The 18847-nt window shown below is 66.0% G+C and carries 20 protein-coding genes; 7 read left to right on the top strand and 13 right to left on the bottom strand.

Features of this window, described 5'->3' with window-relative positions; genetic code table 11:
- Window positions 1-174 precede the first annotated feature (174 nt).
- Both P5705_RS17760 and glsB read left to right on the top strand, forming a co-directional pair.
- Entirely contained in the window at window positions 175-717 is a 543-nt protein-coding gene (locus P5705_RS17760; RefSeq protein ID WP_213657336.1) for a heme-degrading domain-containing protein, read from the top strand.
- A 227-nt stretch (window positions 718-944) separates the two neighbouring features.
- A complete protein-coding gene (glsB, locus tag P5705_RS17755; RefSeq protein WP_277462176.1) occupies window positions 945-1865 on the top strand; it encodes a glutaminase B in 921 nt (306 codons plus the stop codon).
- A gap of 93 nt (window positions 1866-1958) precedes the next feature.
- Here the strand turns inward: glsB and P5705_RS17750 are convergent, their stop codons facing one another.
- Window positions 1959-2999 carry an AraC family transcriptional regulator gene (locus P5705_RS17750; RefSeq protein ID WP_277462175.1) on the bottom strand — a complete coding sequence of 347 codons (1041 nt, stop codon included), beginning with the start codon at window positions 2997-2999 and terminating at the stop codon, window positions 1959-1961.
- A 236-nt stretch (window positions 3000-3235) separates the two neighbouring features.
- On the opposite strand from P5705_RS17750, the gene P5705_RS17745 reads away from it, so the two are divergent.
- A complete protein-coding gene (locus P5705_RS17745; RefSeq protein ID WP_277462174.1) occupies window positions 3236-4168 on the top strand; it encodes a SphA family protein in 933 nt (310 codons plus the stop codon).
- A 64-nt stretch (window positions 4169-4232) separates the two neighbouring features.
- Here P5705_RS17745 and P5705_RS17740 read toward each other — a convergent pair whose 3' ends face one another.
- The 3 genes from P5705_RS17740 to P5705_RS17730 all read right to left on the bottom strand — a co-directional run bounded on the left by P5705_RS17740 (window position 4233) and on the right by P5705_RS17730 (window position 7298).
- The gene (locus tag P5705_RS17740; RefSeq protein WP_431196957.1) at window positions 4233-5510 is read right to left on the bottom strand and encodes a DSD1 family PLP-dependent enzyme; all 1278 of its coding nucleotides are present in this window, start codon (window positions 5508-5510) and stop codon (window positions 4233-4235) included.
- A gap of 15 nt (window positions 5511-5525) precedes the next feature.
- Window positions 5526-6860, bottom strand: a complete 1335-nt coding sequence (locus P5705_RS17735; protein WP_277462207.1) for a D-arabinono-1,4-lactone oxidase — start codon at window positions 6858-6860, stop codon at window positions 5526-5528.
- Between the two features lie 75 nt (window positions 6861-6935).
- Window positions 6936-7298: a c-type cytochrome gene (locus P5705_RS17730; RefSeq protein ID WP_277462173.1), complete on the bottom strand. Its 363-nt coding sequence runs from the start codon at window positions 7296-7298 to the stop codon at window positions 6936-6938.
- Window positions 7299-7646: 348 nt separating this feature from the next.
- On the opposite strand from P5705_RS17730, the gene P5705_RS17725 reads away from it, so the two are divergent.
- On the top strand, window positions 7647-9767 hold the full coding sequence (locus tag P5705_RS17725; protein WP_277462172.1) for a TonB-dependent receptor: 2121 nt from the start codon (window positions 7647-7649) through the stop codon (window positions 9765-9767).
- Window positions 9768-9900: 133 nt separating this feature from the next.
- A complete protein-coding gene (locus P5705_RS17720) occupies window positions 9901-10152 on the top strand; it encodes a hypothetical protein (RefSeq protein ID WP_277462171.1) in 252 nt (83 codons plus the stop codon).
- A gap of 19 nt (window positions 10153-10171) precedes the next feature.
- On the opposite strand, the gene P5705_RS17715 is transcribed toward P5705_RS17720, so the two are convergent.
- The 4 genes from P5705_RS17715 to P5705_RS17700 form a co-directional block, all read right to left on the bottom strand.
- Window positions 10172-10399 (bottom strand): hypothetical protein, encoded by a 228-nt coding sequence (locus P5705_RS17715; protein WP_277462170.1) that lies wholly within the window; start codon window positions 10397-10399, stop codon window positions 10172-10174.
- 110 nt (window positions 10400-10509) lie between these two features.
- Window positions 10510-11718, bottom strand: a complete 1209-nt coding sequence (locus tag P5705_RS17710; protein ID WP_277462169.1) for an ATP-grasp domain-containing protein — start codon at window positions 11716-11718, stop codon at window positions 10510-10512.
- A gap of 78 nt (window positions 11719-11796) precedes the next feature.
- On the bottom strand, window positions 11797-12627 hold the full coding sequence (locus tag P5705_RS17705) for a hypothetical protein (protein WP_277462168.1): 831 nt from the start codon (window positions 12625-12627) through the stop codon (window positions 11797-11799).
- A 50-nt stretch (window positions 12628-12677) separates the two neighbouring features.
- The gene (locus P5705_RS17700; RefSeq protein WP_277462167.1) at window positions 12678-13853 is read right to left on the bottom strand and encodes an MFS transporter; all 1176 of its coding nucleotides are present in this window, start codon (window positions 13851-13853) and stop codon (window positions 12678-12680) included.
- Between the two features lie 92 nt (window positions 13854-13945).
- Here P5705_RS17700 and P5705_RS17695 point away from each other — a divergent pair, with 92 nt between their 5' ends.
- The gene (locus P5705_RS17695; RefSeq protein WP_277462166.1) at window positions 13946-14845 is read left to right on the top strand and encodes a LysR family transcriptional regulator; all 900 of its coding nucleotides are present in this window, start codon (window positions 13946-13948) and stop codon (window positions 14843-14845) included.
- Window positions 14846-14924: 79 nt separating this feature from the next.
- On the opposite strand, the gene P5705_RS17690 is transcribed toward P5705_RS17695, so the two are convergent.
- The 4 genes from P5705_RS17690 to P5705_RS17675 all read right to left on the bottom strand — a co-directional run bounded on the left by P5705_RS17690 (window position 14925) and on the right by P5705_RS17675 (window position 17634).
- Window positions 14925-16007, bottom strand: a complete 1083-nt coding sequence (locus P5705_RS17690) for a DUF1615 domain-containing protein (protein WP_431196959.1) — start codon at window positions 16005-16007, stop codon at window positions 14925-14927.
- Window positions 16004-16555 (bottom strand): hydrolase, encoded by a 552-nt coding sequence (locus P5705_RS17685; protein ID WP_277462165.1) that lies wholly within the window; start codon window positions 16553-16555, stop codon window positions 16004-16006. Before P5705_RS17685 ends, P5705_RS17690 begins: the two co-directional genes overlap by 4 nt.
- Window positions 16556-16672: 117 nt before the next feature.
- A complete protein-coding gene (locus P5705_RS17680; RefSeq protein WP_277462163.1) occupies window positions 16673-17404 on the bottom strand; it encodes a thioesterase II family protein in 732 nt (243 codons plus the stop codon).
- Between the two features lie 8 nt (window positions 17405-17412).
- Window positions 17413-17634, bottom strand: a complete 222-nt coding sequence (locus P5705_RS17675) for an MbtH family protein (RefSeq protein ID WP_011534470.1) — start codon at window positions 17632-17634, stop codon at window positions 17413-17415.
- Between the two features lie 171 nt (window positions 17635-17805).
- Between P5705_RS17675 and P5705_RS17670 the strand changes: the two genes are divergently transcribed.
- Window positions 17806-18423, top strand: coding sequence for a LysE family transporter (locus P5705_RS17670; RefSeq protein WP_277462162.1), 618 nt, complete (start codon window positions 17806-17808; stop codon window positions 18421-18423).
- Window positions 18424-18428: 5 nt separating this feature from the next.
- Here P5705_RS17670 and P5705_RS17665 read toward each other — a convergent pair whose 3' ends face one another.
- Window positions 18429-18830 (bottom strand): hypothetical protein, encoded by a 402-nt coding sequence (locus tag P5705_RS17665; RefSeq protein ID WP_277462161.1) that lies wholly within the window; start codon window positions 18828-18830, stop codon window positions 18429-18431.
- Window positions 18831-18847: the final 17 nt, after the last annotated feature.

Here is an 18847-nt window from a genome sequence, read left to right as displayed (position 1 = left end):
TATGGCACGGACTTGAAGCCTTGGCCCCGCTTGCGGCGCCGAAGGCATGGCGGAATGCTGCTACGCTTCTGACAACATGAAAAAGGTTTCATTTGACAGCGGTAGCGCAAGGCACGGTCGCCCCGGCGCACTTCGCATGGAGGCTTCATCAGCCCCGACAGGAAGGAGCTTCACATGGCACTGGCCGAAGATCTGGCACTGCTGGTCCGCCAGGAAGAGGTGCTTCAGTTCAAGCACTTCGACGAAGACGTGGCCTGGCAATTGGGTTCCCTCCTGCAACGGCGAGCCGAGGCTGAAGGCTGGCTGGTGGTGATCGACATCCGCCGCTTCGAGCGCCCGTTGTTCCTCGCTGCCAGGCCTGGGGTGACACCGCACAATCATGACTGGATACGGCGCAAGTGCAATACGGTGCAGCGCTTCCTGTGCAGTTCCTACCGGATCGGCCATCAACTGGCGATCGACCAGAAGGACATCGCCCAACGCTACAACCTGTCGCCCGTGGATTACGCCAGCGCAGGCGGTGGTTTCCCAATCACGGTCAAGGGCGCGGGGGTGATCGGCAGCGTGGCGGTTTCCGGTTTGCCGGAGCGCCAGGACCACCAGGCCATCATCGATGCGCTGTGCACGCTGCTCGGGCATGACCGCGCGGCCTTGTCGCTGGCACCGGCCGGCAAGTTCGCCAACACCAAGGGCAAGGTGGTCGCCGTCAGCGGCTGAGCCCACAACCTCCCTACCGTGTAGGAGCGGCTTCAGCCGCGATGCGGCTGCGCGGTATCTGGCACCCGCTGCGCGGGTGATCGCGGCTGAAGCCGCTCCTGCAGAGGTCGTCTCTGATCCACGATCCTTCATCCTTCCTCCGCCACCTTTCGGCTACCCTGTGTCGCCGTCGCGGCGGCGTTCGTCCGACTGGCAAGCGATCCGCATTCCTCCCACGCCAGGCCCCCATGCACGCATTACTGCAAGAGATCCTCGACCACGTCCGCCCCCTGCTCGCCCAAGGCCAGGTGGCGCAATACATCCCCGCCCTCGCCCAGGTACCGCCCAACCAGCTGGGCATCGCCGTGCAGAGCCTGGACGGCCAGTTGCACTGCGCCGGAGACGCGCACACGCCGTTCTCGATCCAGAGCATCTCCAAGGTGTTCAGCCTGGTGCAGGCGATCAACCACAGTGGCGAGGACATCTGGTCGCGGCTGGGCTACGAACCATCCGGGCAGGCCTTCAACTCGCTGGTGCAGCTGGAGGTGGAAAAGGGTCGGCCACGCAACCCGTTCATCAACGCCGGCGCCCTGGTGATCTGCGACATCAACCAGTCGCGCTACGCCACCCCGACCCTGTCGATGCGCGACTTCGTCCGCCGCCTGTCCGCCAACCCGCGCATCGTCAGCGACGCGGTGGTGGCCGAGTCCGAGTACCAGCACCGTGCGCGCAATGCCGCCATGGCCTACCTGATGCAGGCCTTCGGCAACTTCCACAACGATGTCGACGCGGTGCTGCGCAGCTACTTCCACCATTGCGCATTGTCGATGAGCTGCGTCGACGTGGCCCGTGGCTTCGCCTTCCTGGCCAACGGCGGCCTCTGCCCGCACAGCGGCGAGCAAGTCTTGAGCCGACGCCAGGCGCAGCAGGTGAACGCGATCATGGCCACCAGCGGGTTGTACGACGAAGCCGGCAACTTCGCCTACCGCGTGGGCCTGCCGGGCAAGAGCGGCGTGGGCGGGGGCATCGTCGCGGTGGTACCGGGGCGCTACAGCATCTGCGTGTGGTCGCCGGCACTGAATGCCTCGGGCAACTCGCTGGCCGGGCTGCGGGCGCTGGAGCTGCTGAGCGAGCGAATGACCGGCTCGGTGTTCTCGGCAGTCTCCTGAACGCAGCCCTCAAGGTAGGAGCCGGCTTGCCGGCGAACACCGGCAAGGCCGGTGCAGGCACCGCGGTGCTCCCTTCGCCGGCAAGGCCGGCTCCTACAGGCACGCCAATGCGTTATCCCGCCACGCTGATGGGCTCAACCCGGTCCAGCGCTTGAACGCCCGGCGAAAGCCGCGCACGTCGCTGTAGCCCAGCACCTCGGCGATACGCTCGATGGGCATCCGCGGGTTGCCCAACAAGCTGGTGGCCCGGGCCTGCCGTACTTGCTCCTGCAACGCATCGAAGGTGATGCCATGCTCGACCAGGTGCCGGCGCAAGGTGCGGCTGCTCATGTTCAAGTCGCTGGCAACCTTGTCGATGCGACACCCCTCCTGCAGGTCGCGGGCAATGGCGCGTTCCACGGCCTGCAGCAGGCTCGCCTTCTCCTGCACCGGGGCACATTCGAGCTCCAGCAGCTTGAGCGCCTGGCGCAAGGCGACGGGCTGGTGCCCCGGCAGCGGCTGGTCCAGCCAATGGCTGGCGATCACCATGCGGTTGTGCAGGCAACCGAAGGCGACATTGGGCCCCAGCAAGCGCGTGTACGTCTCCAGGTAACGGGGTGCGCCATGGGTGAACTCGAAGCGCAGCGGCTGGAATTCGGCACCGATCAAGGCACGGCCATAGACCATCAGGCTGGCGAGAAACTCTTCCACCGCGAACACCTGGATGTCGGCGGCGGGCAGCCGGCACTCGACCTCGATGACCGACTCCGTGGCGCCCTCCTCCAGGCTGTACACCGCCATGCCACCGCTGGTGTGCTGGTAGCGCACACCGATCTCGAAAGCATCGCGCAGGGTCTTGCACAGCGACAACACATGGCCGAGCAGGCCGAGGGTACCGAGCACGTTGCAATGGCCGACCCACAGGCCCAACCCCTGCCCCGGCAAGGCTTCGAGCGCACGCTGGATCAGCGCCACCGCCTGGCGGCAAGCGATGCGTTGCGCGGGGTCCTGCAGCTCTTGCGGCGTGAAGCCAAGCCCGCGGCACAGGCGCTCGCTGCTGGCCCCCCGGTCACTGGCGACCTGGGTCAGGGTCTGCAGCATGAAGGGTGAAGCCAGGGCGAGATCGAGTTGCGGGTCGAGGGTGGTGCTGGGCATGGCAGGCTGCTCCCGGGCCACGGCGCCTGGATTGTTGTTCTGGGGGCCGCGCGCGTGACGCCGCCATCATATCGCGCAGTCGATGGCCCTCGGAGTGAGAGTAACAAAATATTGCAGCATGTCCGCCAAAGCCCCCTCGCCTGTCCGGCATTGCCCTGCGCCCTCGGCTCGCGAGCGCTTATTTGTATAGGGCGGCACACCGCCATTCGCCCATAACAACAAGAACGAGCCCAACCATGAACCCGACCCGCCTCACCTGCGCCTGCACCCTGGCGTCGCTGCTCTCACTCCCGGCCCACGCCACCGAAAACGGCGTCGACAACATCGGCCCCGGCACCGACGGCTTCTTCGTCCTGCCGCTGGGCGTCGACCAGTTGCCGGACCACATGTTCGCCTTCAACCTCTACTACAACCACTACCAGGCGCGGAAGCTGGACATCAGTTCCCTCGGCGGCAAGGTGCCCCAGGTGAAGATCACCTCCGACGCGATCATCCCGCGGCTCGATTACCTCAGCCCGCTACGCGTGTTCGGCGGGCGCCTCGGCGGCTATGTGGCGCAACCCTACATGCGCCAGCAGGTGGCGATGTTCGGCCAGCACAGCCGCCGCGAGAGCCAGGGCGACGTCACCCTCGCGCCGATCATCCTCTGGGACCTGGGCCCGGACCTCACCCTCGCCACGGCCCTGGAGATCACCCTGCCCACCGGTGACTACGACGCCGCGCGCATGGCCAACACCAGCAACAACTTCTACACCTACAAGCCCTTGGTGTCGGCGACCTGGCTGCCCAGCGAGCGCACGGAACTCTCGGTCAAGGCCACCTACAGCTTCAACAAGGAGAACCCCGACACCGACTACCGCTCCGGCCAGTTGTTCCACTTCGACTACTCGGCCAGCTACCGGGTGACCGACAACCTGCGCCTGGGGGTGAACGGCTATTACCTGAAGCAGACCACCGACGACAAGCAGTTCGGCCGCACCGTCAGCTTCATGGGCGAGGACGTGGACGATGGCGTGCGCGGCCAGGTGTTCGCCATCGGCCCGGCGGTGCATTACACCTTTCTCGAGTACGCCAGCATCGAGGCGCGCTGGGCCAAGGAGTTCGCGGTCCAGAACCGCCCGGAAGGCGAAATGCTGTGGGTCAAGCTGAACCTGCCCTTCAGCTTGTAAACGTAAAGTTCGCCGGCAAGCCGGCTCCTGCAGGGTGCGCAGGAGCCGGCTTGCCGGCGAACCGCTAGCTGTAGACCGGCCAGCGCTCGACAATGCGCCCGCCGCGTACCGCCAGCAGGTCACCGAACTGCAGCAGTATCGCCTCGGACTGGGTCGGCCGCAGGAACACCTGGTCGTCGACCTTCAGCCCCACCGCCGATGAACCATTGACCATCTCCTGGTTGGAACTGCGCCCGAACACGCCGTTGAAGCGCAACCCGCCCGGCGACACCGGCTCGGCCAGCCAGTTGCCGCCGTAGATGAAGAAGGTTTCGCGCAGGTTCGGGTCCCACCCGCTCAATAATGCAGACTTGCCATCCAGCGCCGGGATTTCCACCGCGCCCGTACGCTTGAGCACCGGCGTGGCGATGTAGGCGGCGGGCTGGTGATCGACCAGCGACGGCAGGTCGAAGTGGCTCGGCTTGAGCAGCGCCGAGCCCACCGACACTTCGCTGCTGGTGCGCTCGCGCTCATGTATCCGGTAGCTCGGGCTACCTGCTGTGTTCAGGGTCAGGTCCGCCTGCCACAGCGCAGGGTAGCGCGTGCGGGCGTAATCGACGAAACCGTCGTACAGCGCCATGACCTTGGTGAACAGCTCGTCCGGCGAGCCGAGGATCCCGGGCAGGTCCATGCCGACAAAGGGGTCGTATCCCATGAAGCCGGCAAAGGTCAGGTGAAGGGGGTTGGCGGCGATCAGCGCGAGCATCTGCTCAAGGCTCGCATGATCTTTCACACCGCCACGGTGCAGGCCGACATCCAGTTCGATGTTGATCCGCAACCGGGTCCCCAACCCCTGGGCCAACGCCAGGTATTGGCCCAGGCGTTCGGGGGTGTCCAGCAACCATTGCAACTGCCTGGCCGGATCGAACGGCCCACGGTGCTGCTCGTAGAAAAGCTGTGCCGAATGCACCGGCAGGGGCTTGCCGACCAGGATATCGGCATCGGGAAAGCGCGCCGCATCATGATTGAGAAAGGGTTGGTGGAACGCCATCAGCCGCCGCGTATCGGCGCGCCGGCCGATGTACTCGAGCAGTTGCGGTGCCGGCAGGGACTTCTCCACCAGGCGCAGGTGCTTGCCGGCGCGACGTACCGACTGGGTCACCACATCGATGTTGTGGTCCAGCCGGTCGAGGTCGATCAGCATCACCGGGCGCATGGGCCCATGCTCGCGCAGTTCGCGCTCGAGCCGGGCGAAGTAATCGTTGTGCGGGGCCCCCTGGGCGCGTGGCCGCAGCCAGGCACCGACACCGGCCAGCAACACGCCGGCCCCGGCCACGCCCACGAGAAAATTGCGTCTGTTCATGACACCTCCTTGTGTTCAGGCCACGCCCAGGATCGAGGCCAGGTGGGCGTTGAGGAACTTGCCCTGCGGGTCCAGCGCCTGGCGCACCTCGGTGAAGGCCTTCCAGCGCGGATACAACGGTTGCAGGGTGCGCGCATTGAGCGTGTGCAGCTTGCCCCAGTGCGGCCGGCCGGCGTACTTCCAGAAGATCGGCTCGATGGCGGCGAAGAAATTGTGGTGGTCCATGCTGTAGTGCTGGTGCACGGAAATCGAGCAGCTGTCGCGCCCTTCGAACATGCTCAGCGGGATGTCGTCGGCCTTCACGTAGCGGTATTCGATGGGGAACCAGGTGCGCAGGTCGCGCGCGCGGATCAGCGCGAGGATTTCCCGCAGGCAGGCCGGGCCGTGCTCGGCGGGCACGGAGTACTCCATCTCGTTGAAGCGCACATTGCGCACATTGGCGAAGATCTCATGGGAATCACCGACCCGCTCGTCGAAGCTGGCGATGTGGCGCAGGCTGTTGAGCAGCGCCCGGCGCGCGGCGGGGAAGTCGCTGCCGTACTTGTCGAGCTTCTCGATCAGGGTGACGAATTCATTGCCGCCCTCCTCGGCCGGGTCCTGCGCGGGCGTGGCTGGATCGCTGGTTTCATTGAGGGCAACGGCCAACGCGTAATCGGAATGGGTGATCACCAGCATTTCCCAGTGCTGGTTGTCGCGGGTGAGCGTGTGCACATCCTCCAGCAACGCCTCGGTGCGGGCGACCCATTGACGCTCACGCAGGCGGAAGGCCTCACGGTTCTGCAGGCGCACCTTGGTCGCCACGCCAAGGGCGCCCAGCGACACCCGCGCGGCATCGAACACTTCCGGGTGCCGCTGGCTGTCGCAGTCGAGCACCTCGCCGGTCGCCGTGACCAGTTGCAGGCCGGTGACCCGCGAAGAGTACGAGCCGAACCCGACGCCGGTGCCATGGGTCGAGGTGGCGAGCGCGCCGGCCAGGGTCTGGTAGTCGATATCGGCCATGTTCGGCAGCGCCTGGCCAACCGCCTTGAGCGCCGCGCCCATCGACGACATGGGCGTGCCGGCGGCGAACTCGGCCTGCAGGGTGGCGGGGTCATGCCCCAGCAAGCCATTGAAATAGCTGAGCGAAACCAGCGTGCCGTCGGTGGGCACCAGGCCGCTGAAGGAGTGCCCCGAGCCGACCGGGCGCACCTTGCCGGGGGCATCGCGCAGCACCTGCGCCAGCTCGTCCAGGCTCTGCGGCGCCAAGCGCGCCAAGGGCAGGCAGCTCTGCCCGCCCGACCAGTTGCGCCACGGAATCAGGCGCGGCGCGCGCAGCATCTGTGCCAGCAGCGGATTACCGGAAAGCGCCATGAAGGCGCAGGCCGCGGTGGCCTGTTGCAGCCAACGGCGTCGGGAAAGTTGAATGGCCATGGGAACCCCTTGTGCTCAGTGGGCAGGCTTGCCGGACATGAAACCGATCAGGGCCAGGAACTGCGCCTCGGAACACTGCATGCACAGGCCCATGGGCGGCATGCCCTTGTAGCCGTTGATGCTGTGGTCCAGCAGGCTGTCCACGCCCTGTGCGAGCCGGGGCGACCAGGCCGCCGCATCACCCGCCAACGGCGCACCGGAGGCCGGGTTGGCGTGGCAGGTTTTGCAGGTGTTGGCGTAGAGCGTGGCCAGGGCCGGGTCGGCGGGCGTCATTGCGCCAGCAGGCGTGACGGGTTGCGGCTCGTCCCGGCAACCGCCAAGCAGCAAGGCGAAGGTGGTCAGCGCGGCGACTGACAGCAGTGACGTGGATGGCGGCATGGTGCTCCCCTGTTCCACCGTGCGGGGACACGGCGATTTCTTGTTGTCGGTAGGGGTAACGGTAAGGCGGGGGGGATGCGGCGCTCAGGGCAATGGCGGCCAACAAGGGGGCCGCCATCGGACAAGGCGCCGACGCTGTCGGCGAATGAGCACGGCTGGCAAGGCTATGGATCCCGCAGTGCATGCCGGACGGCCAAGGATGCTCTCCAGCCCTTGCACCCCATTGCACGCAAACGGATATCTTGGCGACGGTAAAAATATTTTTCTGAATATTTCACCTTTACACTTGCTTTACATTTGCGAATCACTACCATTTGCGACCTCACAACAACAAATGAGTCGCATTCAATGGCAAGAAAGTCCGTCGCCCCGGTGTCCCTGTCGATGCTGGGCCTGCTGGTCACCCCTGCCCTGCACGCTGAAAGCAAGGACCCGCTCGCCCTGCCGGCGACCTCGGTGACCAGCGCCTACGAGCAGCAGAGCTACAAGGCCAGCGAGAGCAAGAGCGCGCTGAAGATCGACGCGCCGCTGCGCGACATCCCGCAGACCGTCAACGTGGTACCCGAGAGCGTGATCAAGGACCAGGGCGCACAGTCCATGGAGGATGTGCTCAAGAACGTGCCCGGCGTCGGCCTGTCCAACGGCGACGGCCAGCGCGACCAGGTGACCATCCGCGGCTTCAGCGCCATTGGCGACATGTACATCGACGGCGTGCGCGACGACGCCCTGTACTTCCGCGACCTGTCCAACATCGAGCGGGTCGAGGTGATCAAGGGTCCCGCCGCCGTACTGTACGGTCGTGGCTCATCGGGCGGCCTGATCAACAGCATCAGCAAGAAACCCGGCTTCGCGCCCAAGCAGGAAGTGGGCATGACCCTCGACACCGAGGGCAAGCGCCGCACCCAGTTCGACAGCGGCTGGGCCGACCCGCAGGGCAACCAGGCCTACCGCATCACCGGCGCCTACGAAGACAGCGACACCTTCCGCGACGACGGCTACATCGACCGCAAGGCCATCGCGCCATCAGCCTACTTCAAGCTCTCCGACGACCTGGAACTGAACCTGGGCGCCACCTACCTGTACGACAAGCGCCTGATCGACTTCGGCATCCCGGCCCTGGGCAACCGCCCGGTGGATGTCGACCGCGACAAGCGCTTCGGCTCGGGCAACGCCTCGCAGGACTACGCGCGCAGCGAGGTGTTCTCGTTCACCGCCAGCCTCGACTACCGGATCAACGACGACTTCACCCTGACCAACACCAGCCGCTACTACCGCTACGACCTGGACCGCAACAACACCCTGGCCGACAGCAGCCCGACCCGCTTCGTCACCGCCCCCGACGGCGAGCTGCTGGTCAAGCTCAACCGCGGCAACGTGGCCCGCGACGAGTCCGGCGTGTTCAACCAGACCGAGCTCAAGCAGCAGGCGCAGCTGGCCGGCATGCAGCACAACCTGCTGTACGGCGTGGAGGTCGGTTTCCAGGACAAGTACCAGCGCGTCTACAGCCAGAACAACGTGGCCCGCGTACCGGTGTTCCGCGACGCCCTGGTGGCGGTGCCGGACCATGCTTCCACCTTGTCGTCCGATGGCAGCAACTACCAGCAGACCACCGGCTTCTATGTGCAGGACCTGATCGAGCTGACCTCGCAGTGGAAGGCGCTGCTGGGCGTGCGCTACGACATCTTCGGCCAGGAATACAACGACGCCCGGGTGCAGAACGTCGACCTCGACCGCACCGACAAGACCTGGAGCCCGCGCGCCGGCCTGGTGTTCCAGCCGGACCAGGTCCAGTCCTACTACGTGTCGGTCAGCCGCAGTTACCAGCCTTCGGGTGAAGTGTTCGCGGTCTCGCCGACCAACGCCGGGCTGGAACCGGAGGAAACCACCAACTACGAGGTGGGGGCCAAGTGGGACCTGCTCGACAGCCGCCTGTCGCTGACCGCCGCGGTATTCCGCCTCGAGCGCACCAACATGAAGACCGCCGACCCGAGCAACCCCAACCTGACCATCCTGGCGGGCGAGCAGCGCACCGACGGTTTCGAGGCCACCCTCAGCGGCCAGTTGAGCGACAAGTGGCAAGTCTATGCCGGCTACGCCTACCTCGACGCCGAGATCACCAAGTCCAACAGCAAGACCAACGGTGTCGCCAACGAAGGCCAGGTGCCCACCCTGACCCCGCGCAACAGCGCCAACGTCTGGCTGGTGCGCACCCTCACCCCGCACTGGCGCGTCGCCGCCGGCGCCAACTACGTCGACGACCGCTACACCGCGCTGGACAACAACGTGGTGATGCCCGCCTACACCACCTTCGACGCCGCGCTGCTGTACAACGAGCAGCACTGGGACATGGCCCTGCGCCTGAAGAACGCCTTCGACCGCGACTACTACGCCTCGGCCCATGGCTCGGTGGACCTGGTCACCCCCGGCGCGCCACGTACCCTCGAGGCGAGCGTGAACTACAGGTTCTGACCGTCCCTCGCCACGCGGGATAGCCAGGCTCGATAGTCACTATCGAGCCTGGCAATTTCTCTTCGTCGGGCGCGCCCCATACCCTTGTTCCATCGATTCGGCACCGCGAATCCCCGGAACCTGGAACCGCCCGATGAACACGTTCTCCCGTCGTCTGACCACTGCGCTCTTCGTGCTTGGCATGGCCATGCTCGGCGGTTGCGCCAACCACCCGGAACTGCGCCCTTACACCGCCGAGGAAGCCCGGCAACTGCAACTGGAAGCCCTGCAACGCCAGGGCCTGTCCCAGGCCGACTACGAACAACGCCGACTGGCCATCCTGCGTGCCGGCCAGGCGGAGCGCGTCAGCCAGACGGCCGGAACACATCCGTCGATTCGCGGCTGATGGTCAGCGGGTCGGTTGCTCACGCAGCAATCGCCTGGGCAACACAGCCGGCGCTGAGGCCGAGCAGCAACTGCACCGTGGCCACGAACGGCAACGGCATGCGCATTTTCAGGCCCAGCTTGCCGGCCAGCGTGACGGTGCAGACGACGCCTATCAGCGCGCCCAGTGGCAGGCCGCTCAGGTGGCCACCCCAGGCGCCCAGGGCGGCAATGGGGAGGGACATCAGGCATTGCAATAGTGGATTCATGGCCCATTCGCTGTAGGTGCGGCTTCAGCCGCGATCACCCGCGAAGCGGGTGGCCAGGCACCGCGTTGCCTGCATCGCGGCTGAAGCCGCTCCTACAGGCGAACAGGGCCTCACCGATTCATCGACCCGCAGTGCTGGTCGAACCAGTGCCCGACCTGTTCCAGCCTGGCCCGCAGGGTGCCCTCGTCCGGCCCGCTGACGGTGGCACTGAACACCTCGCCCTCCCCTGAACAGATCATCCGCCGAGCCGCAACACGGCAGGCCAGCACACCTTCCAGCGGACACTCACCCGGCACATCCGGGAGCAGGCCCGCACGCGGCGGAATGCTCAAATGACCGACCCGCAACCGTGGCGCGGGCACAGCTTGCGGGCGATAAGCCGCATCACGCAGCGCACGCAGGTACGTCATGCGCAGGTCCAGGCCCCAGGCCTGCTCCAGCTCAAGGTGGGTGAACGCATCGCCCTGGTGCATCGCGATCTGGCACAGGGCGATTTCACCGTCCTCGTTCACCCGCACCTCCAGCTGGAACAGCAGGGTCGGTTCGGAGGGCAGCACTTCCTCGACCAGCGCCCGCGCATAACGCAGCAACTCATCGCGCACCGGGTTGCCGGCATCGAGCATGTACAGGCTGCACGGCTTGCCGGCGCGACAGTCCCGCGAGGTGGCGATCACCCGGGCGGGTGACAGCAGGATCGGGCGCCCCTCGATGTACAGGCCATCGACCAGATAGTGATCGCCACGCACATGGCTCTCGATCATCAGGTTGTGAAAGGTGCTGGCGGTTCGCTGCGACAGCCAATGGCGCAGCCCGGCCATGTCCTCGATCACCTCGACGCCGCTCCAGCCGCGACCATGGCGTGGCTTGATCACCACCGGAAAACCGAACTGCTCGCTGAAGCGCAGCGCTTCGGTGGCATTGGCCAGCGGCGCCATGTCGGCGATGGCCAGCCCGCAGTTCCTGGCGCGCTGCTTCATGAAGAACTTGTCGCGATAGAACATGGCGCGCCCCTCGGCGCCCATGCTGACACCGAGGCGGTCGTTGATCCGCGCCACGCGCAGCACATCAGCCTCGTCCAGGGCCACGCACAACGGGGCTTCGAGTTCCCACACCAGTGCGCAGACGTCCACCTCGACCAGGGGGTTGTCCTGGTAATGCTCGAACAACCGGTACTCGACCTTGCCACCCAGGTGCGCAGCGATTTCCTCGGCCTGGGTGTCGCTGCTCACCAGCATGCCCCCCGGGCCGATGGCGCTGGCCCAGTTCGCGGCGCTGTGCTGGAAGATGACATTGGGTGGGCAGAAAACGATGAGTTGCATGCGCTGTTCCTTGCACGCTCGAGTGTCGGACAGGCCCCTGCCATGCCCGGGCGGGCATGACAGGCGGCAACAGCAGGGTCAGCCCAGGCTCGCCGCGCAATCGCGCATGACCTCGGCCTTGCGTTGCAGGTACTGGGCGAAGATCGCCTGCGCGGCGGCCTGGTCGACCTCGATACCCATGGCCTTGACGAAGCCTTCGACAGCCTCGACCGCATGGGCGAAGTGGTTGCTCTCGGTGCCGCCGGTGTGCACGGTGACCCAGGCGACGGTCTTGCGCACACTTTCCGCCGGCACCCCCATGTCACGCTCGAACCACTGCTTGAACAGCGGGTGGATGAACTCCACCTCACCGTGGGTGTACACCTCATGCACCAGGGTGGTCAGCAAGCCCTGCAGCAGGTCGCGGTCGCGCAGGCGGCGGGCATCGGTCCAATCCTTGAAAGCCTGCGCCGATGGCAGGCAGTTCTCCTTGAGCAGCCACTGGTCGTCGCCGCAGATGGGCGTGGCCATGTTGTAGAACAGGTCGCTGTGCAGGGTGTTGCCCAGGGCCCCCAGGTCTTCGTCGGTGATGCGCTGCAGGCTGCCGCAAACCTGGTAGATCTGCTGCGCCGCCGCGCTGCCCTGCTCCGAGCGGGCCAGCAGGGTCAGGCGGTTGGCCAGGCCCGAAACACTGGCCGCCGAGTTGTTGGTCTTCGACCAGCTGGCGAAGAACCGACGCAGTTGCGCTGCGCCATGGCGGCGAGCGGTCAGGGTGCGGAACGCCTCCTCGATCTCCACCAGCGCCGCTTCCTGGTTGCCGAACTCGGCCAGCAATGCCTGCTTCAGCACGCCCGGCGCCATCTGCTGCAGCACCGGTTCAATCACACTCAGCAACTGGCTGTGGGTCGTCGGCACGTTACTTACGGTCATCTCGCTGTTTTCCTTGTTGGATGATGAATCGAGCGCTAAAGAAAGAAGGCTCATTGCAATTGCCGGTGGGAGCGGCCGGGGGTGGGGGCGGATCGCCAGCTGCCCCGGGCAATCAACAACGGCATCAGTTGGAACATCACGATCAATGCGATGCAGCCCGGCCAGCCCCACTGCTCCCACAGCACGCCCGGAACAAAGGCGCCAAAGCTGCCGCCCAGGTAATAGCAGGCCAGGTACAACCCCACCGCGGCAGCCTTGTGCTGCCTGGCATTGGCGGTGATGAAGGCATTGGCGGCGGCCTGGGCCAGGAACACCCCGGTCGAGCTGAGTGCCAGGCCGATCACGATCAGCCACAGCGAGGGTGACAGGGCCAGGGCCGAGCCGGTGATACCCAGGCAGCCCGCGACCCGTATCAGGTCGCCTTGGGGCCGCGCCTTGGTCAGCCGCCCGGCCACCGGCACCACCACCAGCGCCAGCAGGAACACCGCATAGATCGAGCCGAGTGCTGCGGTGCCCAGGTTGAACGGCGCCTGGCCCAGGTGCAGGCCGACGTAGGTGAAGGTCGCGACCTGGGCGAACAGCACGCAGAAACCCACCGCATAGGCGCCCAGCAGGGGCTTGCCGAACAGCTCGCCACGCGGGGCTCGCTGTTGATACGCCGCAGCGGGAGCAGCGCGCGGCAACAGCACGGCGATTGCCACGCCGATGGCCAGGCTCAGGCCGCCCAGCACGGTCAGGGCCATGCGCCAATCGTAGAATTCGGTGACCAGCCCGGTCAGGAAACGCCCACAGAAGCCACCGAGCACCGTGCCTGCCACGTAGATACTCGTCACCTCGGTCACCGCGCTGCCCTCCCAGTGCACCCCGATGTAGGCAACGCTGGTGGCGAACACCACGGGAATGAACAGCCCCTGCACCCCACGCCAGAGCAGGAACTCGCCAAAACTGCCCGCCCAGGCCGCCAGCACGGCGGGCAACGCGAGCAGCAGCGCGGCCCCGGCAATCACCCGGTGTTGCGCGCGGCGCGCGGTCAGCCAACCGACGAAGGGCGCAGTGACGGCCACGGCGAGAATGGTGGCGGTGATGCTCCAACTGGCCTGATGCAGCGTGATCGGGAAGGTACCCGACAACTCACCCAGCAGCCCTTGGGTCGCATAGAGGTTGAGAAACGCGGCGCATCCTGCAAGAAACAGCGCGATTCGAGGGAATTTCGCAGGAAAACCCATGACAGCACTCGTGAAAATTTGCAGGTTTTATAAGATAGGGCGCTGCTTGGATCCAATACCGAATTCCGACCGATTGATACTCAAGGACGAAGATGATCGACCTCCGCCGCCTGCGCTATTTCCTGGCTGTCGCCGACGAGTTGCACTTTGGCCGCGCCGCTTCACGCCTGCACATCGCCCAGCCCCCGCTGACCCGGCAGATCTCGGCGCTGGAGGCGGAGCTGGGTTTCCGCCTGTTCGACCGCAGTACCCGCAATGTCACCCTCACCTCCGAAGGCCTGCATTTCCTGCCGTATGCGCGAGCAGTGCTGGAGCAGGTCGACCTGACGGCCGCCATTACCGGCAAGCTGGCGGCGGGCTCGGCAGGCCATCTGGCCGTCGGCTACGCCAGCTCGATCGCGCTGTCGGATGTGTTCAGCCACACCATCCAGGCGTTCTGCTCGGCCTATCCGGATGTGCAACTGACGGTCGAGGAAGGCGCGTCGAGCACCCAGTGGTCGCAGATCGTCGAGGGCCGACTGGACATCGGCATGAGCCGCATGCAACCGCCAGCCGACGACACACAGGTGCAGGCCATCTGCCTGGGCAACGAGCCGCTGGTGGCGGCGATCGCCAGCGACAGCCCCCTCGCCCGCCAGTCGCAGGTGACCCTGGCCGAGCTGGGCGCCTATCCGCTGATTGCGTTTCCCACCGATTATGGTTCGGGGCTGAACGAGATCATCCAGACCCTGTACCGGCGCAACGGGCTGACGCCGCGGCCAGCGCCGACCGGCAAGCAGATCACCTCGATCATCGCCCTGGTCGCCGCTGGCCGGGGTGTGGCGGTGGTGCCGCAGTGCACGCGCACATTGGTACGCAGTGGCGTGACCTACCTGCCGCTGGACGAGCCCGGCGCCACGGTGCCGTTATTGGTGCTGACCCGCAGGCATGAGCGCAGCCCGCTGGTGCGGGCATTCGTGGAGGTCATCGAGCGGACGTTGCGACCGCTGTAGGAGCGGATTCATCCGCGATGCGCCGCACAGGCGGCGCTCGATCTCGACAACACAACAAGGCTACCAAACCGCGAACACCTCAACGCTGCATGCACCGCTGGTAACGCTCATCCACCCGCCCGGCAAACCACGCGGTGGTCAACTTGCGGGTGATCTTCGGGCTCTTCAGCTCGATACCCGGCAGCACTGCCCGCGGCAGCGCCTTGCCGGCCTTCGCCTCGGCCAGGGCGAACACCTGGCGATACAGCACGGTGTCCTCGAAGTCGAGGTTGTTTTCCCGTTCCAGCTGCGCGCGGATCTGCGGATTGCGCAGCCCCAGCTTCACCCCCAACTTGCGGGCCGCCTGCTCGGTAGTGCCCGGCATGATCGCCCCCGGTGCTACCAGGTCGCCATCCAGCGCCAGCGCTACCCCGGTCGCCCGGCTCAATGCCGCCTGGAACGCGGCGTTGCGGCTGGCGTACCAACCGGCGTTGAAATCGCCGAAGCGGTACAGCGCCCGGTCGTAATGGGTCGGATACCCCAGCAGGTGGGTGATACCGAAGTACATCCCGCCCCGACGGCTGAACACCTCCTGACGAACAGTGCCTTTGTCGGCATAGGGGTAGCCCTTGGCATGCTGTTCGGCGAAATCGATGCTGACCTGCATCGGCCCGCCGGTGTGCACCGGGTTCAACCCATCCAGCAAGGTGCGCCCCAGCGGCAGGCGGTCGATGACTTCGTCATACAGGGCACTGAGCTGCTTTTCACTGCGCACGGCCAACAGGCGTTGCTGGTAGGTCTGGCCATTGCTTGAAGGCGTGCGCAGCGCACCGTCAACCAATAGGCGTGGAATGTGCAAGCGCGCCGCCCGCCGATCGATCTCATCACGGGCAATCCGCCCCAGGTTTGGCACTTGCGGGTCGGCGTTGAAGGTCGACTCCTGTTCGGTCACTGCCAACACCGCGCACAGGTTGCCCTTGCTCGGGGCGATGCCCTGGGCCTGCAGCGCCACCTGGATGTCCTCGGCCCAACCCCGGCGATCCTTGACCTGAGGTGGCAGCAAGCGCTCGAGCTGGGCGCGCACCTTGGCCGGATCGCTTTGCGGCTGTTCCTCACGGCGACCGGCGCATCCTTGCAGCAACCCCAGGCACAGCAGCCCGGCCGCCAGCAGGCGCCCGTTCAGGGTTGCTCACCGACCAGGTAGGTCTTGCTGATGTGGCGGAACAACGGATGGCTGGCGCTGCCCAGCAGTTCGAACAGCACCATCTCGCGGGTGACGACCTGCGCCCCCGCATCGTGCATGCGCGCCAGCCCCGCCGCCTTGCTGGCAGGCGTCCGGCTGTCGCAGGCATCCTCGACGACGAACACCTGCTTGCCCAGTGCACGCAGGCCCAGCACCGTTTGCAGCACGCAGACATGGGTTTCCATGCCGCAGACGATCACCTGTTCACGGGCCAGCAGGCTGGCCGGCAGGCACTCGGCGGCGACGCAGGAAAAATGCAGCTTTTCGACAACCTCGGCGCCGGGCGACGCGGCCTTGAGCTCGGCCAGGGTAGGGCCCAGCCCCTTGGGGTATTGCTCGGAAATCACCGTGGGCAGTTCCAGCTCCGCGCTGGCCGCCAGCAGCCAGCGCGCCCGGGCACGCGTGCCCTCGGGGTCGCTCATGGCGCCGATCAGTTTTTCCTGGATGTCGACCACCAGCAATGTGGCCTTTTGACGATCGATCAACATGTTCGGTCCCTGCCTGGAAAGATGCCCAAGCCTCCCCCAGACAGGGGGTTACGTCAATCAACCATGTCCGGGCGCGTAGCGATGAAGCGCCGCGCCTCATCCACCACGTGGACACCGTCAAGCAAATGAAACCTGCGACTGTCGCGGGTGGAGGGACTGCAAGGCATCGATCATCTGTTTCAGGACGGCATCTTCCTGTTCGTGTATGAAAAAATGCCCGCCAGGAAAGTGCTTGAGGGAAAAATCGCCCACCGCCTCTCGGCGCCAGGCCAACAACTGCTCTTCACTGGCGCGGTCCTGCTCGCCACCGAGCACATGCAGCGGGCAGTTCAATGGCGCACGCTGGCGGTAGGCATAGCGCCCGCACAGCAGGAAATCGGCGCGCAGCACCGGCAAGGTCAGGCCCATCAGTTCCTCGTTGGCCAGCACCTCCTCGGGCGTACCGCCCAGCTTGCGCAACTCGGCGATCAGCTCGGCGTCGCTCTTGGGCTCGCGCCAGTTGTTGCCGTCGTAGTCCTCGCGCCGGGTTGGCGCGGCCGTGCCGCAGGCGAACAGCGCCACCGGTGGCGGACAACCCAACACCTGAAGTTCATGGGCCAGTTCGAACGCCACCAGCGCGCCCAGGCTGTGCCCGAGCAACGCATAGGGGGCGTTGGCGATTGCGCGCTGCTCGTGGGCCAACTGCCGCGCCAGCGCCTGCAAGTCTGTGTGCAGCGGTTCACCCAGACGCGCCCCGCGCCCCGGCAGCTCCACCGGCCGCACCTGCAACCAGGCCGGCAGCTTGCGCCGCCAGCGGCTGTAGACCATGGCGCTGGCGCCCGAGTAAGGCAGGCACAGCAGGTTCAGCATCGACGGGTTCACTGCGCCGCGGCTTCGGCCATCTGCTGGCGCAGGCTCAACGGACGCATGTCGGTCCACACCTCGTCGATGTAGGCCAGGCAGTCCTTCTTCAGGCCGCTCTTGCCGACCGCGCGCCAGCCATTGGGGATCGCCTTGTAGTCAGGCCAGATGGAATATTGCTCTTCGTGGTTGACCACCACCTGGAATTGAATGTCGTCGCGGTCGAAAACGGAAGTCATTGCCTGTCTCCTTGAATGATGAGGGCCGAACGCGCCAGGCGCAGGGCGGCTTTCCTGAATACGAAGAGCAAAGGAAGAAAATTACCTGTAACCGCCTCGAGGCGGCTGTGCAAGCGCTGCGGATGGTGGCATAAATCCAGTTCCCCCGACCACTCGACCAGGAGACACCCCATGCTCGGCGTGACCGACTACGGCGCTTTCGTGATTGCGTTCCTCATCCTCCTGGCGATCCCCGGCCCCGGCAACTTCGCCCTGATCACCGCCACTGGCAAGGGCGGCGTCAAGGGCGGGCTGGCCGCCACCTTCGGCGTCATCCTGGGCGATCAGGTACTCATGTGGCTGGCCGTCGCCGGTGTCGCCACCCTGCTGGCCGCGTACCCCGCGGCCTTCCACGTCGTGCAGTGGGCCGGCGCGGCCTACTTGGCCTGGCTAGGTTTGCGCATGCTGCTGAGCAAGCCCGGCGCCGGGCCGCGACAGAGCAGCATGAGCAGCGGGCGCTACCTGCGCCAGACCATGATGATCACCCTGCTCAACCCCAAGGCGATCATGTTCTACATGGCCTTCTTCCCGCTGTTCATCGACCCGGTGCGCCACCAAGGCGTGGTGACCTTCGCCTTCATGGCGCTGACCGTCGCCGGGTTGACCCTGCTCTATGGCCTGGTCGCGGTGCTGCTGACCCACCACCTGGCCGAGCGCATGCGTGCCAACCCGCGCATCAGCCACCTGCTCGAACGCCTGGCCGGCGCCTGTCTGGTGGGGTTCGGCATCAAGCTGGCGGCGATGCGCTGAGGCCTTCAGGCATCGCCTAGCAGGTCGTGGGCATCGAGCAGGCGGAAGGCCACCTGCGGGTTGCGCTCCAGCCCGCGACGGATCGCCGCCGGGATCGACTGGCGGGTCTTGCGGCACAGGCCGACCTGCGCCTCCAGCTCGATGACGAAACCGCGCATGGTGCGCACCTCGTTGAAGCCCGGGGCGATATGCACGCGGATGCCGAGGTTCTCGTACAACCTCGCTTGCAGGCGCTTGAGGTCGTCCAGGTCTTTCAGGTTCTCCAGGCGCTCGAGCAGGCGCTTTTCCTCCTCCCGCGTGAGCAGCAGGATGCGCAGGTCCCGGGCAGGGGCATCGGCCAGACGCTCGCGGCCGCAGTCACAGGCGCCTGGTGGGCAGGGATGGCGTTGGGGAGGCTGGGTGGTCATGGGGCAAGCATAGTCCC

This window comes from Pseudomonas entomophila (assembly GCF_029478665.1).
Classification (GTDB): domain Bacteria; phylum Pseudomonadota; class Gammaproteobacteria; order Pseudomonadales; family Pseudomonadaceae; genus Aquipseudomonas; species Aquipseudomonas entomophila_F.
Note: the sequence above shows the minus strand (reverse complement) of the source record. Positions and strands in the feature narration are given on the sequence as shown.